Source organism: Pseudoalteromonas sp. MMG010, from assembly GCF_018100905.1.
Classification (GTDB): Bacteria; Pseudomonadota; Gammaproteobacteria; order Enterobacterales; family Alteromonadaceae; genus Pseudoalteromonas.
On sequence record NZ_JAGJEG010000021.1, the window covers coordinates 1 to 15929 of the forward strand.

A 15929-nucleotide genomic window follows, 5' to 3' on the forward strand; every position below is an offset into this window, starting at 1 on the left:
GATTTTAAATCCCTTGTGTCTACCAATTCCACCACTCGGGCATCGAGTTTGCTAATTAAAGCGTGTGGAGTGTTGAATGGAGGCGGAACCCGGAGTCGAACCGAGGTAGACGGATTTGCAATCCGGTGCATGGCCACTCTGCCATTCCGCCCCAGTATCTGGGTTATATCTTTCAAGAAAAACTGGAGCGGCACACGAGGCTCGAACTCGTGACCTCGACCTTGGCAAGGTCGCGCTCTACCAACTGAGCTAGTGCCGCTTAACATTTGTTTATCAGTTACCTAGCAATCAAATGCAAATAACTTACTCACGCTTGTTTTGTTTTTCTTGAGGACTATGCCCTCTCAACACGGACGCATTCTACAGAGATTATTAAACGCGTCAACACAAAAAATGCTTGTTTTGAACTGTTTGATTATTTTTTATCTAAAACGGTGCGTTATTAGACGTTTGTAATCATTTTTTAGTCAATTCACCCCATGCTGCATGTAAATATTGTAGCATCGAAGTAAGGGTTAATAGCGTCGCTACGTATAAAAGCGCAAAACTCAGGTACGTCATCCAACTATCATACTGCCAAATTAAACCGATAATGGCTAACATTTGTGCAGCTGTCTTTAATTTACCCATATTAGATACAGCCACATTGCCTCGCTTGCCTTGTTCAGCCATCCATTCGCGCAATGCAGAAATAACAATTTCTCGGCTAATAATAACAAGTGCAGGAATTGTCATATACATCGACTGATAATGATCTGAAAGTGCGACTAACGCTGCACATACCATCACCTTATCTGCAACGGGATCTAAAAATGCACCAAAAGGAGTGGATTGTTCTAACTTACGTGCTAAATAGCCATCGAGAATGTCTGTTATAGATGCAAGCCAAAAGATAAAAGCCGCAGCAAAAAATGCCCAACTATATGGTAAATAAAATATCACCAAAAAAATGGGGATAAGAAAAAGTCTAAAGGTTGTGAGTGTGTTTGGAATATTCCACATAACTACTTGAATGGGTCTTTTTTTCTATATTCGCATGAAGGACTAGCCTTTGTCATGCAAATGGTTAAATATCTTCTCAGCCATGTCAGGGCTGATCCCAGGAACTTTCTTTAATTGCTCTATATTAGCAGCTTTTACGCCTTGCATGCCTCCTAAATATTTTAATAATGTTTGACGACGTTTCGCCCCTACTCCATTAATTTCTTCTAACATAGACTGTGTTCGTTGTTTTTGACGCTTATTTCTATGTCCTGCAATAGCGAACCGATGTGATTCATCACGTATATGTTGAATTAAATGCAGCGCTGGGGCATCCGAGTCCATAGGGATGGTTTTACGTCCACCATCAATTAATAACGTCTCTAAGCCGGGCTTTCTACTTGTCCCTTTTGCTACGCCCACTAATAAAGGCAACTTATTATGAGGCCAATTTGAAAAATATTGCTCCGCACGACCAAGTTGGCCTTTACCGCCATCTATAAATATAACATCTGGAATCTTCTCTTCATCAACAACTTTGTTATATCGCTTGTTAAGCGCAAATTCCATAGCCGCATAATCATCGCCACCCGTAATACCCGTGACATTATATCGTCGATACTCTTTATTATTTGGCCCTTGAGAATCAAATACGACACAACTTGCAACAGTGTTTTCACCCATTGTATGGCTAATGTCGAAACATTCCATACGGTTAATATCATCTAACTTAAGGGTCGCTTTTAATTGAGCATAACGTTTATTAATTGAATCTTGCGTGCTTTGTTTTACCGTAATGCTATTTAGTGCATTTTTATTAGCAAGCTGTAGGTATTGAGCTCGCTCACCTCGCGTCACGACTTTTAGTGAGACTTTGCGTTCACTAATTTGTGTTAACGCTTCGCCTAGCGCGTCACTTTCGGTAATTTCAAATGGTAAAATAATCTCTTTTGCAATTCGCCCCGTCGCACCTGGAGCTAAATAGTATTGACCTAAAAACGATGTAAGTATTTCTTCTTGTTGTGAATCTTTTGGTACTTTAGGGAAATACGTTTTGCTGCCAAGTACTTTATGATCACGTATCATTAATAAATGAATGCCATTTAATCCATTTAAATGTGCAAAACCAACCACATCCATTTCTGCAAAATTTCCCGAAATAGATTGTTGTTCCTGCATTTTTCGTAACAACATAATTTGGTCACGTACTTTTGCGGCCAATTCAAAATTTAAATCGCCACTCGCTTGCTCCATTTTAGTAATTAAATCGGCAATTACTTCATGGGATTTACCTGTTAAAAACTTACGAACGTAATTAACTTCTTCAGTATATTGCTCAACGGTTACTTTATCGACACAAGGCGCTGAACACCGTTTTAATTGATATTGTAAACAAGGACGCGAACGAGCACGATAATAGGCGTCTTCACATTGGCGAACTGGAAAGATTTTTTGCATTAAACGCAAGCTTTCTGAGACAGCGCCAGCACTTGGAAAAGGACCAAAATATTCGCCTTTTACTTTACGGCTTCCACGATGAAACGCTAAACGTGGGTGTTTATGGCTTGTAAGTAAAATATAAGGGTATGATTTATCATCACGGAGTAAAATATTATAGCGAGGTTGGTATTTTTTTATGAGGTTGTTTTCAAGCAACAGAGCTTCGGTTTCGGTGTTTGTAAGGGTAATGTCTATATCACAAATATTGCTTACTAAAACGCGTGTTTTACTGTCGGTTACATTTGTTCTGAAGTAGCTGCTTACTCGTTTTTTTAAATTTTTTGCTTTACCAACATAAATGACTTGGCTCTCACTATCGAGCATACGGTATACACCGGGCTCACTCGATAGTGTTTTTAAAAACCTTACATGATCAAATTCTGACATAATGTATTAGTGAGAAACGTCGATATCTATCATCTTATGGCGAATGGCTAAATGTGTCAGTTCTACATCACCACTGATTTTTAACTTCTCAAACATTCTGTAACGGTAGCTGTTCACAGTTTTAGAGCTCAAATTAAGTCGCTCCGCAATGTTTTGAGCTTTCTCTCCCTTAGTGAGCATCAACATTATTTGTAGTTCACGCTCCGAAAGACTCTGAAAAGGGTTTTCATCTGTACGACCTGTGACTTGTGCAAGTGCAATTTGCTGAGCTATTTCTGGCGCTATATAGCGCTGACCCGCGTGAACTGAACGTATTGCATTCACCATTTCATCTGAGCCTGCCCCTTTTGTTAAAAAGCCATGAGCACCAATTTGCATTACTTTACTTGGGAAAGGGTCTTCGCAATTGACAGTCAGCACGATGATTTTTACATCAGGACAATATCGACAAATTTTCTTTGTTGCCTCTAAACCGCCCATACCGGGCATATTCATATCCATTAATACGATATTAGGCGAATTTTTACGACAAAACTGTACCGCTTCTTCACCAGTTTTAGCCTCACCTATTACTTTAAAGCCACGCACATCATCAAGAATCCGTTTGATCCCCGTACGTACTAATTCATGATCATCAACTAAAAGAACATTAATCAAAGGGGAACCTCTCTAACTACACACGATGTAAGAATAAACATTTAATTTTTCACATTACCACAGTTCGTCTAAAACGATAAATTAATAATTAGCGCTTTATGAAAATAGTACTCATGATGCTTTTTTACTAAAACGGTCAACCCAAAGTGAAATAATGCCATCTCCGGTTACATTACAGGCAGTACCAAAACTATCTTGTGCTAAATAAAGTGCAATCATTAAAGCAACCGCTCCTTCATTAAAACCGAGCATACTTGTTAATAAACCCAGTGCCGACATAACAGCGCCACCAGGAGCCCCTGGCGCTGCAATCATTACAACACCTAACATCATAATAAATGGCAACATATTAAATAAAGATGGTACCTGCATATCAGGTGATAAAAACATCACCGCCATCGCACACGTCACAATAGTAATTGTCGAACCTGACAAATGAATGGTTGCACACAGTGGTACAGTAAAATTAGCAACATCGTCTTTTACTTTATTTGCTTTGCTTGAACGCAACGAAACAGGAATTGTTGCTGCGCTAGACATGGTTCCCAATGCTGTAAAATAGGCCGGTAACATGTTTTTGATTAATTCAATTGGGTTTCTTTTTAATAAAATCCCCGTACCGATATAAAGCACACTCAGCCATAACCAATGCATTATCAAAGCTGCGACTAATACCAAACCAAACGTTTGTAAGGTATCAACAACGGTGCCTGCAACAGTCATTTCTGCAAATACACCCGCAATGTAAAATGGTAATGCGGGAATGATTACCTTTGACAGCAATGCGTCTATTGCATCTCGCCCTTCATCAGAGACTTTCTTTAATGAACTCAACTGAAGCTGACTCATACATATGCCAAATACAAACGCAGTAACCAAAGCGGTCATCACACTCATTAAAGGTGGGATCTCTAAATTAATGTAACTCGATACTTCATTACTTATCTGAGCTTCGAATACCGTATTACCCGTTAAAAACCCTAAAACTAAATTCACTAATAAAAAAGCTAATGTCCCAGCAAGAATGGTTGAACCATAAGAAAAACCTACTGTTTTACCTAATAAGTGGGCCGAGCCTTTAGGTAGACCAGCAATTCCCGAAGCAATAAAAAACAAAATAATTAAAGGAATGGTAAAGGTGATCAGCTGGCCTATCATTTCTTTAGCTGTATATAAAACATCCACTAAACTTGTTGGCAAGTAAAGTCCTACGATAATACCGGCTAAAATACCCGCGATTAATTTTAAAATGAGTTTCATTGCTGTTCGCTAAAAGTTATTTATATGCGTTTTTTACCACGTTTTATTACTGATGTATCGGAAAACTCGTACTTGTTGGGTCTGTTCGCACAATTTTAAAACAATCACTATTAATATCACTGCAAAATATTATTTTTTATGCATATCTCTATCGATGAAAAATTGTATAAGCTCAATAGATATATGTTATAGCCAAACTTTACTTCTGTTTTTTTGTACTCTTAGTAAAGTGTGTACATAAAGTTTTAATATATAAAAAATTAAAGCTATTTATTGATTAATCAGATTGTATCCAAAGGAACATTATGTCTACTTTTTTTGAAGATAACTCACTTAGTATCGGTAACACCCCTCTGGTTAAATTAAATCGTGTTACAGGCGGTAATGTTTACGCCAAAGTTGAATCACGTAACCCAAGCTTTAGTATCAAATGCCGTATTGGGGCATCCATGATTTGGGAAGCAGAAAAATCAGGCCAACTAACCAAAGACAAAGAGCTTATCGAACCAACATCGGGTAATACCGGGATTGCTTTAGCCTTTGTTGCTGCATCTCGTGGTTACAAGTTAACACTTACGATGCCTAACACAATGAGCTTAGAGCGCCGTAAACTATTAAAAGCATTGGGTGCTAACTTAGTGCTCACTGATGGCGCTAAAGGCATGAATGGCGCGATTGAAAAAGCAAAAGAAATCCAAGCGACTAACCCAGAAAAATATATTTTATTACAACAATTTGAAAACCCAGCAAACCCTAAAATTCATTTTGAAACGACGGGTCCTGAAATCTTTAATGCACTTGATGGCAACGTCGATTTCTTTGTTGCAGGGGTTGGCACTGGTGGCACCATTACTGGGGTTAGCCGTTACTTAAAAAATGAAAAAGGGCTCAATGTTACATCAATTGCCGTAGAACCGACTAACTCACCGGTGATCAGCCAAACGCTTGCTGGTGAAGAAATTAAACCTGGTCCGCATAAAATCCAAGGCATTGGTGCTGGTTTTATTCCTGGCAATTTAGATTTAGACGTAGTTGATGGTGCTGAGTTAGTTTCAAATGAAGACGCTATTGCAATGTCGCACCAGTTAATGAAAAACGAAGGTATTTTAGTGGGTATTTCATCTGGAGCAGCAGTCGTCGCAGCAAAGCGTATTGCTGAAAGACCAGAAAATGCTGATAAAAATGTTGTTGTTATTTTACCAAGTGCAACAGAGCGTTACTTATCGAGTCCTTTATTTGCTGAAGAGTTTAGCGAACAAGAGCTGGTTCAGTAATGATCTAGTGATGACTTCGGAATAAAAAAGGATGGGTTTACCATCCTTTTTTATTGGTTAAAGTTTAAAGTGCTATCTATTTTAAATATAAGCCTTTACTTAAACGCATATGCCAAGTAATTTTATTCTTAATTCGATCTAAATATTATACTCATAATGAAAAAAATAACTGCTTTACTCTCGCTACTCAGCTGCCTCATGCTCAGTGCATGTGGCGATACATCAAATAAAGATACTGGAACCCCTGGCGATAAAGCGACCGCTTATTTTGATGCCTTATACAATCAACAAGATTTAAACAAAGCCAGTTCGATGGCTACGCCTAACTTATCTCGCATTATGAAATCATATGGTACTGCCAAACAGTTTTCTCGTAATTTAGTAAATTTACAATACGACGAAGTTGTTATCGAAGTCGATATGAGTAATATGAGCTTACGTGAACAATATGGCGATGAGGCTAAAATAAACCTTATTTTTGAAGGCTACTTTAATGGAAATAAAGTAGATGATATACGTAGCGTAAAATTACTGAGAAAGAAAGGTACTTGGTATGTTGATAAAATATTAGCAGATCCTTTTGCTCGCTAATTTAAAATAAAAATATCAGCCTTATTCATAAAATAAGGCTGTGTTATATAGCACGCACCTATTCTTACTATTTAAAAAATACCAGCCGCGTTATGCAGATAACCACCAGCAAGCAATTCAGTTAAACAATCGTTATTTGAACATCCATACATGGTGCGAAAACGGGTATAAAAAAACCCGCTATAAAAAGCGGGCTTTTATAATAATTATAAAGAATTAAAACTGGAAACGCATATTTGCAAAATAAGCATCGTTATCCGAGTCATCGGCATTATTTTCATAGCCAACTTTTAAACCAATATTTTTATTTATGAAATGCTGCGCACCAAAGCTATAAGTATCTTGCTTATTGTAGTTAGCAAATACAGATGTCGCCTTTGAAAAATAATAGTTCGTTTCGACATCCCATTGATCTTCGCTATTATCTAAACTATCAAATGTACCTTCTACGGTTAAATAATTGCCCTGTTGCAAATCAATAAAATATTTTGCTGCAACACTGCGGTAATCAAAATCGTCATCAGCAGTTAATGTAACACCAATATAGTCGGTACTATTTAGCATATGATTATAAGCTAAATCAAATAATGCATAGTCGTCACCGTCTTTATTTTCTACTAATGTCACTTTAGCTAAAAGGTTAGGGTTGAAGAAATAACCACCTGTTAGTTTATATTGCTCTGCATGTGAACCAAAGTCTAAGTTCTCATATTCAGCACCAATAACAAATTGATTAAAAAAGTATTCACCACCTACAGCTGTTATATCTGATGCATCATCATCAGCATAGCTGCCGTAAACATTGGTTTGTTTATTAATATATTCAAACTGATCTAATGGTCCGAGTGTTTTTTTCGGTGCGAGGTAATAAATTGAATCTACAGCAACGGTGTCATTGTTATCGCTATCTTTGTAGCTTAAGTTGCTTATAGAATTGTAGCTATCTGCAGCAGCTGCAGTGCTAGATAATAAAATGCTTGAGATAATAACTGCTAATTTTTTCATGATAAGTTTCCCTTATTACTTACGCTCTAGCTAGAATACTAAAGTGTGCTCATGCTAACGCTGGAAAACTGAATAATAACTTAACTAACCCATTGTAATTGTTAAACTAAATGTAAAAACGTGTAATCAATTAAAAAATTAATACAGTTGCAACAGCTAGGTTGCAACTGCGTAATAAATACAACTTAGTATTTACAGGGCATGTTGACTAATTATTTTATATACTTCGTTTATATTATCGCCCGCTTTAAACTCTTTACTAATTGGGGTGGGATCTGAACCAACCCAAATTTTTAACTCTGCATCTAAATCAAAGTGCCCTGCACTTTCTTTACTAAACTTCGTAATTTTTGAATAGCCAATGCTTAACATTTCCATTTTAGATCCTGTTAAACCTTGCTTATCAATCAAAATTAATCGCTTATTAGTAAAAATAAACATATCTCTGACTACTTTAAATGCTTTTTCAACGAATTCGCCATCTGCTAAAGTATTGGTAAGTACTTTTTCTAAATCAGCGTCAGCAACTTCGCTTGCATTACCCATTAATCCACTTAATAAACCCATTATGCATTCTCCTGTTTAAATATTTGATTTTCGAGCGTGTGACCATTAACCAAATGCCTGTACTGCCAATTATTAACATGACAAAACTTAAGCAGTGCAATATCGAGTAATTCGTCACTTTGTTGATACTCAATAACATATTCTTTATGTTGGCTCATATAAACATGTTTAACACCGCCCAGCGTCATAAGCTGTTGCTCTACATTATGATAATTCTCAGTCAGTAATAACGTGTAATACTGTTTATTTTCGCTATGTTGGTCCGCTTTAGTTTGATGCTCACTTAAAATACCATTATTTAAATGCAGCACATGCGAACATAAGCGTTCAAGTTCAGTTAAATCGTGCGAGCTCAAAATAAATGTAGTGTGTTCACACAGCTCTGACACTAAAGTACGCACTTCTCGTGCATGGATCGGATCAAGCCCAGCGGTTGCTTCATCAAGCATTACTATTTTAGGCTCACCAATCAGTGCTTGTGCAATGGTCACACGTTTTTTCATACCGTGAGATAAATCGCCAGCTCGATGCTTAGCCACTTCTTTCAAGCCGACTAAATCTAATACCCGTAACGTTTCAATTTTACTTTGCTTGGTACTAAAGCCTTGTAACTTACAATAAAACGACAATTGTGTATCAATATTAAAGCGTGGATCTAATTGTGCATCTTGTGGCAGCGCACTCAGTTTATTAAATAACTGTGCGCTCCCTGGCTTATGCCCTAATATATCCAACGACCCAGATGAGGGAGTAATATAGCCACATAACAAACTAAATAATGTCGTTTTTCCTGCGCCATTTGGGCCAACTAAAGCCACTGGTGCACCCTGTTTAATTTCAAAATTAAGATTATTCAGTGCCCGCTTTTCACCATACGATTTACTTAAGTTTTTTGCAGTAATAAGTGTACTCATAATGCTCTCCTCACAAATAAAGTATGCGCAAGCACTAAAAACAAACCAGTTTGAATCACGGGTAAACCATAAGCCATCATCAAAGAAGCATTTTGCCCGGCAATAAGCTCTATTTGCATACCTGGAAATACATAATTAAGTGCAGTTAATGCACTTATTTGCCATGCAAGTAAGTTAACAACGATATTCCCTAATGCAAAAAATAAAACGGCAATAACAAAGCTTAACCGTGATGAGCGAGCAATCACATTAATTAAACTCATTAGCGCAACAAACGGGCTTAACACAAAAATCATTTGTATAAATACGCCTACAGCTCTGTTAATCCCCCCCATAAATAAGCTTGGTTCGCGATAAACCATAATTGTGAACGTAGCCACTAAGGTAATAGCGACTAAACATAAGAGCACACTCAACTGGCCAATAAAGCGGCCGATTAATATTTCTAAACGTGTTGCCCTTAATGAAATAAACCGCAGTGTTCCACGCTCTCTATCTTCAACAGTTTGGTCACTACACATAAAAAGACAAAAAGTGGGAAAGCCAATTAACGCCGCCAGCCAATACATAGCAAACTCAGCTTCAGGCCAATCTAATAGTTTACTTAATCCTAAAGAGCCAAATATATCTTGCGCTAGTGAGGTAAAACCAGGCTCACTCAATAAACTCACCGCCTCCCCTATGGGATAACGTAAAATTAATAACCACACGACAACAAAAGCCACTAATGCGATTAAGCCTCGTTTAGTTAAAAACATTCTTGTTAACTCAAATAAAGCCAGTTGCGCTATTCGTGCGCTATTAATAGAACCCGTCATTATCGCTTTCCTTTAAACTTAAAGTTCATTCACATTAAGTGTAAACACACTGAATTACCAGTAAAAAAAAGCTCACCTTAGAGTGAGCTTTGTTACAAATAATGTCATTTTATTTTTATAAGTTTTTCTGATAAATGTTAAGTGCTTGTGCTAAATCAGCAATTAAATCATCAATATCTTCAAGCCCAATATGCAAACGGATCACCGGGCCATGCTCCCATCCGGTATTTGAGCGCAGCCCTTTCATAGTTAAATTAGCGGTGACTAAACTTTCAAATCCGCCCCATGAAAACCCCATTTTAAAATGCGTTAAACTATCTAAAAAAGCATCAATTGCTTTTTGGCTACCGGTTTTCATTACAAATGAAAACAAACCATTACTGCCATCAAAATCACGCTTAAAAAACGCATGCCCAGGACAGCTTTCAAACGCAGGATGACGAATATGATCAACTAACTCGTGTTTTTCAAGCCATTTTGCCACTTCTATTGCTGCTTTTTCATGTTGATTTAAACGTACAGCCATTGTACGTAAACCTCGAAGAGCTAAATAGGCATCATCAGCACTGGTACATTGGCCTAATAAATAAGATTGCTCACGTAGTTGTGGCCAATATTTTTCATTTGCAACCGCCACTCCCATCATCACATCTGAATGGCCAACAATATACTTTGTTGCCGCCTGAATACTAATATCTACACCATGCTCTAATGGGCGGTAATGCAGGCCGTTACCATACGTGTTATCGAGCATAGTCATAATATTATGCTTGTTTGCCACCTTGACCATTGCTGGCACATCTTGAATTTCCATCGTGATAGAGCCCGGTGACTCTAAAAACAACACTTTTGTGTTTGGCTTTATATATTGTTTGATTTGCGAACCTATTGTGGGTGGATAATAAGTAGTGGTTATACCTAATCCCGCTAAAATTTTGTCACAAAAATCCCGTGTTGGTTCGTACACGTTATCAACCATTAATATATGATCACCGGTTTTCAAAAATGCTAACAACGCTTGGCTTATCGCTGCCGCACCGCACGGATATAAAGCACAACCGGCCCCATTTTCAAGCTCAGTTATCGCCTCTTGCAACGCAAAATGAGTGGTTGTTCCTCGACGACCATAAAAAAGTGTTTTATCACCGCGTGTTTTTGCTGCTTGTTTTAAATCGGCCACCGTGTCAAACACAATAGTCGATGCACGCTGTACAACCGGGTTAACGACACCATGGGTATACGCTTTTTTACGCCCTGATGAAACTAATTGTGTGTTTTGATGATTTTTCTTCGACATCATGTTTCCTTATGGATTAGTACGCCAGTGTTCAATTAAAAAACGTGAAATAGAATCAGTACGAGGTAGTTTTAAATGATCGCCTTCTTCATGCCAATTACCAAATTCGGTTAGCTCTGCTTTGCTAAACCACTTGGCATCTTCTAATTCGTCTTTATCAACGTGTGTATCACTTGAAACAGCTTTAGCAAAAAAGCCCAACATAATAGAAGACGGAAACGGCCAGGGTTGTGAAGCCACATAACTCACTTCATTTACTTCTATGCCGGCTTCTTCTTTAACCTCACGCTCAACAGCTTGCTCTAATGTTTCGCCGGGATCGACAAAGCCCGCCAATGACGAATACATACCTTTACGCCATGTAGCTTGACGACCCAGTAAACAACGCTCAATGCCATCGTCAAACATTTTAGTGACCACCATGATAACCGCAGGATCTGTGCGAGGAAATGTAGGATGTTTACAGCTTTGGTTTTCGCACAAACGCGAATGCCCCGCTTCTATTAAATGATTTTTACTGCCACAACGACCACAAAAACGATGTGTGCTATGCCAATAACATAACCCTCGCGCAAGAGCTGCAGTTGAGGCATCTTCAAGTGCTACCTGAGGCCCATACTGACGAATATCAAAAAATTGTGCATCACCAATTAATGGCGTCAATTCAGCAGCAGGTAAATCTGATACATCCAATGCAAATACACCGTTTTTATTTTCGTTTTGGCCTAAAAAAATTGCCTGAGTTAAATCTAAATGCATCACCTGCTGATATGACAAATAAACAACTTCAGGTTTATCTTTGGTAAATAACGTTTGATCATTATTCACTATTAACCATGCACTGTTGTCCGACTTTTGTGAGTTAACCCACGCAGGATCTTTACGAAAATTAGCGCCTCTATCAAGTGGCATTTTACTGTAGTGAAGCATACAATTCCTTGGTAAACGTTATCATTTAAAATTACCACAACCACGCCATAAACCCAATTCATCAATGCAATAAAAGTATTGAATTTATTGCATTATTAAAATCATTCATGTTGTTGTATTACATTAAAAGTTTGTCGTCTATTAAATGAAATTGCGCAGCACTTTGCTTAAGTACTTCAGCGGTTAATCTATCGGCACCGTATACATCACATGGAAGATTATAATTGTTTTTTAAATGACCCAGCAACAAAGCAAAATCGCCATCGCCAGAGAGTAAAATAACTTTATCGAGTTGTTTTGCACTCTCTAACATATCAATAGTAATACCAACATCCCAATCCCCTTTTGCACTGCCATCGCGACGCTGAATAAAAGGTTTAAGCTTTACCTCAAAACCAATGGCACGCAAAATATTTTGAAATTGGTTTTGCTTTTCGTCGCCACGGTAAATGGCATACGCATAAGCACACTCTATATCGTATTGATTTTTCATTTGTTGCCAAAATGCATTGTAATCAAAATTCTGTTTATAACTTTCGCGACAGGTATAGTAAATATTTTGTACATCAACAAAAATACCAACACGAGGCTTATTAGTTGTTGAATCGTTTTGAGCTGCCATGATGAATCCTTATTACTTAAGAATTTTAAGTGTACCTTGCAATTGTATTAGAAGTAACCTAAATTAGTTACTTATTAATATGTAACCAATTTTAGTTACATTAATCAAAGTAACCAAAATCAGTTACTCTTTTTAGGGATATTTATGATTGGTGTGATCAGTGGCGATATTATTAAATCGCAAACGATTCCAAAACAGCAATACGATGCCATGCTCTATCAATTAGAACAAAGCTTAAGAGCCGTGGTAACAAAAACAAGTTTATGGAATATATACCGCGGTGACGCTTTTCAACTACAAATAAACCATGTCGAAAACACAACCACTATTGCAATATTGCTGTATTTACATTTAAAAGCCTCTGGTTACGAAGTACGCCAAAGCATAGCAATAGGCAATGTAGAGAACCCACGTAACGATATAAAAACAGCAACCGGCTCTGCATTTACACTCTCAGGTCAAGGCCTTGATGAGATATCAAATCAGCGCTTTAAACTTGCCATAGATAATCACCACAATGAAAGCTTTGCATTAAATATGGCATTTATAGATGTACTGTTAACTAAAATAACCCAAAAACAAGCCAATGCGCTATTTGTATATTTAACACAAAAAAATAATAACCATAGCGAGTTAGCAAAACTCTTAAAAACCAGCCGAGAAAATGTAACCAAACTACTCAATTTAGCTCACTACCAACTTATTGAAAAATTTATCGCGTACTCTCAACAATATATTAAACAACTCACACACCCTGGTGATGTATGACATACACCTTATTATTTGTGGCCTTATTAATCACCCATATACTTGCTGACTTTTATTGGCAACCTATGCGCTGGGTAAACAGTAGAAACAGCAAACACTTTAGATCAAAAGCGCTATATTGGCATGTGTTAATTCATGGTGTTAGTAGTGCGCTTATTATTATGTGGTGGGAATATAGCTATGGTTGGCAGCAATTAAGCACCGTTTTTATTGCAAGTATCACTATTGTGCTAAGCCACTATTTCATTGATCTGGCCAAGTCATATTCAAACAAAGGAGTTATCGCCTTTTCGCTCGATCAAATAGCACATATTATTGTGTTATTTCTTGTCACACTATTTGTGGTTGAACCGCCGACTTTATTAAACGATTTATTAAGCGTTATCACGGATACAAAAATACTCATTGTATTATGTGCTTACTTAATTATTTTAAACCCTTGCGCCGTTTTTATTAAAATGATGTTAGAGCGTCTAACTCATCAGCACACCGCTCAAGATAGTTTACCTTTAGCCGGTCAAAGTATCGGGATGTTAGAACGAATTTTAATGCTGAGTTTTATTTTAATTGAACAATTTAGTGGCGTAGGTTTTTTATTAGCGGCTAAATCGGTGTTTAGATTTGGCGATTTAACAGCAAGTAAAGATAAAAAGCTCACCGAGTATGTCATGCTAGGGACGCTATTGAGTGTGACCGTAAGCGTATTAATCGGATTAACAACTCGTTATTTATTAACACTGCAAAACTAAAAAAGGGGCTGCAAAATTTGCAGCCCCTTTTATTTAAATCTTTATAGCTTACTTATGCGTTACCATCAGTGCTTTTATTATTTGCAGGACGACGACCTTGGCCTTTCCCGCCCACTGATTGACGTTTAGCCCATGGGTTTTGCGGGTTATCTTGCGTTGTAGCTGGCTTTTTAGAGCCTCCACGACGCGGACCTGTGCCATTTCCACCGTTATTAGGTTTTTTGCTATTAGGCTTATCTGATTTTGGCTTATTAAACGGCTGCTTTGCTTTTTTAGGTTTTTTCGGCTTAATTGGGCGCGCATCCAATGCTCGCTCAGGAACTGGACTACTTGGCTCAAAACTCGCCTCTTCAGCACGTGGGATCAACTCACCAATAAAACGCTCAATTCCGTAAAGATCAGCTGCATCATCAACGGTTACAAATGAAATAGCATGCCCCGAAGCCCCAGCACGGCCAGTACGACCAATACGATGTACATAATCTTCATATACATTTGGAAGATCGTAGTTAACAACATGCGGTAATTCAACAATATCTAAACCACGAGCGACAATATCTGTTGCAACTAATACACGTACCTCACCACTTTTAAAGCCTTCTAATGCTTTAACACGTGCACCTTGTGATTTATTACCATGAATAGCGGCACCAACAATATCATCACGCTCAAGTTGCTTCACTAAGCGGTTAGCACCATGCTTAGTACGACTAAATACTAACACTTGTTGCCAGTCGTTGCTGCGTATTAAATGGCTTAACAATGCGGTTTTACGCGACTTATCAACCGCGTATACACTTTGCGTTACACTTTTAGCTGTGGTGTTTTTTGCAGCCACAGAAATTTCAACCGGATCGTTTATTAAGCCTTTAGCTAATGCACGAATATCATCCGAAAATGTCGCCGAAAACATTAGGTTTTGGCGTTTTGCTGGCATTTTAGCAATTAAACGCTTAATGTCGTGAATAAAGCCCATATCTAACATGCGGTCAGCTTCATCAAGTACCAACACTTCTACATCGTTAAATTTAACGGCGTTTTGATTATGTAAATCAATCAAACGTCCAGGTGTTGCTACTAATATATCAACCCCTTTGCGAAGACGCTGCATTTGAGGGTTAATTTTAACGCCACCATATACAACAAACGAGCTAACATTTGAATGTTTAGCGTACTCTTCAACGTTTTCACTTACTTGTAAAGCAAGCTCGCGAGTAGGCGCTAAAATAAGTGCACGCACGTGATTACTTTTAGCTTTGCTACCCGATGATAAGCGCTCAATAAGAGGTAAAGTAAAACCCGCCGTTTTACCTGTACCGGTTTGCGCAGCCGCCATGACGTCACGACGCTCAATAATTGCCGGAATAGCTTGAGCCTGAATAGGCGTTGGCGTTTCATAGCCCTTTTCTAAAACCGCATTAACTAAAGACTGTGATAAACCTAAACCATCAAAACTCATATAAACTCTCTTTTAAATAAGGCCACATCGGCCAGTTGCGCGCATTATACCCTTAGTGACATAGAATGCATGACATTATTGCTAAAACACGAAATCTAATTAAAAATACCGAGTAAAAATGAAAAAAGCGGCACACATTGCCGCTTTTTA

Annotated in this window: 16 protein-coding genes and 2 tRNA genes; 4 read left to right on the forward strand and 14 right to left on the reverse strand. The window is 37.9% G+C overall.

The window, feature by feature from the left end; translation table 11 throughout:
* Positions 1-77: 77 nt before the first annotated feature.
* The 6 genes from J8L70_RS15495 to J8L70_RS15520 form a co-directional block, all read right to left on the reverse strand.
* Positions 78-151: transfer RNA gene (locus J8L70_RS15495), tRNA-Cys, on the reverse strand.
* A gap of 32 nt (positions 152-183) precedes the next feature.
* Positions 184-259, reverse strand: a tRNA-Gly gene (locus tag J8L70_RS15500).
* Between the two features lie 197 nt (positions 260-456).
* Positions 457-1002, reverse strand: coding sequence for a CDP-diacylglycerol--glycerol-3-phosphate 3-phosphatidyltransferase (pgsA, locus tag J8L70_RS15505; protein WP_211056483.1), 546 nt, complete (start codon positions 1000-1002; stop codon positions 457-459).
* A gap of 42 nt (positions 1003-1044) precedes the next feature.
* Positions 1045-2868, reverse strand: coding sequence for an excinuclease ABC subunit UvrC (gene uvrC, locus J8L70_RS15510; RefSeq protein ID WP_211056484.1), 1824 nt, complete (start codon positions 2866-2868; stop codon positions 1045-1047).
* Between the two features lie 6 nt (positions 2869-2874).
* Positions 2875-3525: a UvrY/SirA/GacA family response regulator transcription factor gene (gene uvrY, locus J8L70_RS15515; protein WP_211056485.1), complete on the reverse strand. Its 651-nt coding sequence runs from the start codon at positions 3523-3525 to the stop codon at positions 2875-2877.
* A gap of 111 nt (positions 3526-3636) precedes the next feature.
* Entirely contained in the window at positions 3637-4785 is a 1149-nt protein-coding gene (locus J8L70_RS15520) for a dicarboxylate/amino acid:cation symporter (protein WP_211056486.1), read from the reverse strand.
* 305 nt (positions 4786-5090) lie between these two features.
* Between J8L70_RS15520 and cysK the strand changes: the two genes are divergently transcribed.
* Both cysK and J8L70_RS15530 read left to right on the forward strand, forming a co-directional pair.
* Positions 5091-6059 (forward strand): cysteine synthase A, encoded by a 969-nt coding sequence (gene cysK / locus J8L70_RS15525; protein WP_211056487.1) that lies wholly within the window; start codon positions 5091-5093, stop codon positions 6057-6059.
* A 156-nt stretch (positions 6060-6215) separates the two neighbouring features.
* Positions 6216-6650: a hypothetical protein gene (locus tag J8L70_RS15530; protein ID WP_211056488.1), complete on the forward strand. Its 435-nt coding sequence runs from the start codon at positions 6216-6218 to the stop codon at positions 6648-6650.
* 216 nt (positions 6651-6866) lie between these two features.
* Here the strand turns inward: J8L70_RS15530 and J8L70_RS15535 are convergent, their stop codons facing one another.
* From J8L70_RS15535 to J8L70_RS15565, 7 genes are all read right to left on the reverse strand, one after another.
* Positions 6867-7655, reverse strand: coding sequence for a putative porin (locus J8L70_RS15535; RefSeq protein ID WP_211056489.1), 789 nt, complete (start codon positions 7653-7655; stop codon positions 6867-6869).
* Positions 7656-7847: 192 nt separating this feature from the next.
* A complete protein-coding gene (locus J8L70_RS15540; protein ID WP_211056490.1) occupies positions 7848-8222 on the reverse strand; it encodes a PH domain-containing protein in 375 nt (124 codons plus the stop codon).
* A complete protein-coding gene (locus J8L70_RS15545) occupies positions 8222-9136 on the reverse strand; it encodes an ABC transporter ATP-binding protein (protein WP_211056491.1) in 915 nt (304 codons plus the stop codon). Before J8L70_RS15545 ends, J8L70_RS15540 begins: the two co-directional genes overlap by 1 nt.
* Entirely contained in the window at positions 9133-9954 is an 822-nt protein-coding gene (locus J8L70_RS15550) for an ABC transporter permease subunit (RefSeq protein WP_211056492.1), read from the reverse strand. The genes J8L70_RS15545 and J8L70_RS15550 overlap by 4 nt, the downstream gene beginning before the upstream one ends.
* A gap of 115 nt (positions 9955-10069) precedes the next feature.
* The gene (locus J8L70_RS15555) at positions 10070-11251 is read right to left on the reverse strand and encodes a cystathionine beta-lyase (protein WP_211056493.1); all 1182 of its coding nucleotides are present in this window, start codon (positions 11249-11251) and stop codon (positions 10070-10072) included.
* 9 nt (positions 11252-11260) lie between these two features.
* Entirely contained in the window at positions 11261-12181 is a 921-nt protein-coding gene (gene nudC / locus J8L70_RS15560; RefSeq protein ID WP_211056494.1) for an NAD(+) diphosphatase, read from the reverse strand.
* A gap of 118 nt (positions 12182-12299) precedes the next feature.
* Positions 12300-12803, reverse strand: coding sequence for an NYN domain-containing protein (locus tag J8L70_RS15565; protein ID WP_211056495.1), 504 nt, complete (start codon positions 12801-12803; stop codon positions 12300-12302).
* A 144-nt stretch (positions 12804-12947) separates the two neighbouring features.
* On the opposite strand from J8L70_RS15565, the gene J8L70_RS15570 reads away from it, so the two are divergent.
* Both J8L70_RS15570 and J8L70_RS15575 read left to right on the forward strand, forming a co-directional pair.
* Complete coding sequence (locus J8L70_RS15570; RefSeq protein WP_211056496.1) at positions 12948-13571, forward strand: hypothetical protein; 624 nt, start codon at positions 12948-12950, stop codon at positions 13569-13571.
* The gene (locus tag J8L70_RS15575) at positions 13568-14320 is read left to right on the forward strand and encodes a DUF3307 domain-containing protein (protein WP_211056497.1); all 753 of its coding nucleotides are present in this window, start codon (positions 13568-13570) and stop codon (positions 14318-14320) included. Before J8L70_RS15570 ends, J8L70_RS15575 begins: the two co-directional genes overlap by 4 nt.
* 52 nt (positions 14321-14372) lie before the next feature.
* On the opposite strand, the gene J8L70_RS15580 is transcribed toward J8L70_RS15575, so the two are convergent.
* Positions 14373-15779: a DEAD/DEAH box helicase gene (locus J8L70_RS15580; protein ID WP_211056498.1), complete on the reverse strand. Its 1407-nt coding sequence runs from the start codon at positions 15777-15779 to the stop codon at positions 14373-14375.
* Positions 15780-15929 lie beyond the last annotated feature (150 nt).

Bases quoted from the DNA above. Each gene is read 5' to 3' on its own strand.
- J8L70_RS15550 (WP_211056492.1), bottom strand. From the start codon at position 9,954: ATGACGGGTTCTATTAATAGCGCACGAATAGCGCAACTGGCTTTATTT.
- J8L70_RS15570 (WP_211056496.1), top strand. From the start codon at position 12,948: ATGATTGGTGTGATCAGTGGCGATATTATTAAATCGCAAACGATTCCA.
- J8L70_RS15565 (WP_211056495.1), bottom strand. From the start codon at position 12,803: ATGGCAGCTCAAAACGATTCAACAACTAATAAGCCTCGTGTTGGTATT.
- J8L70_RS15535 (WP_211056489.1), bottom strand. From the start codon at position 7,655: ATGAAAAAATTAGCAGTTATTATCTCAAGCATTTTATTATCTAGCACT.
- J8L70_RS15540 (WP_211056490.1), bottom strand. From the start codon at position 8,222: ATGGGTTTATTAAGTGGATTAATGGGTAATGCAAGCGAAGTTGCTGAC.
- J8L70_RS15555 (WP_211056493.1), bottom strand. From the start codon at position 11,251: ATGTCGAAGAAAAATCATCAAAACACACAATTAGTTTCATCAGGGCGT.
- J8L70_RS15545 (WP_211056491.1), bottom strand. From the start codon at position 9,136: ATGAGTACACTTATTACTGCAAAAAACTTAAGTAAATCGTATGGTGAA.
- cysK (WP_211056487.1), top strand. From the start codon at position 5,091: ATGTCTACTTTTTTTGAAGATAACTCACTTAGTATCGGTAACACCCCT.
- uvrC (WP_211056484.1), bottom strand. From the start codon at position 2,868: ATGTCAGAATTTGATCATGTAAGGTTTTTAAAAACACTATCGAGTGAG.
- nudC (WP_211056494.1), bottom strand. From the start codon at position 12,181: ATGCTTCACTACAGTAAAATGCCACTTGATAGAGGCGCTAATTTTCGT.
- J8L70_RS15520 (WP_211056486.1), bottom strand. From the start codon at position 4,785: ATGAAACTCATTTTAAAATTAATCGCGGGTATTTTAGCCGGTATTATC.
- J8L70_RS15530 (WP_211056488.1), top strand. From the start codon at position 6,216: ATGAAAAAAATAACTGCTTTACTCTCGCTACTCAGCTGCCTCATGCTC.
- J8L70_RS15580 (WP_211056498.1), bottom strand. From the start codon at position 15,779: ATGAGTTTTGATGGTTTAGGTTTATCACAGTCTTTAGTTAATGCGGTT.
- pgsA (WP_211056483.1), bottom strand. From the start codon at position 1,002: ATGTGGAATATTCCAAACACACTCACAACCTTTAGACTTTTTCTTATC.
- J8L70_RS15575 (WP_211056497.1), top strand. From the start codon at position 13,568: ATGACATACACCTTATTATTTGTGGCCTTATTAATCACCCATATACTT.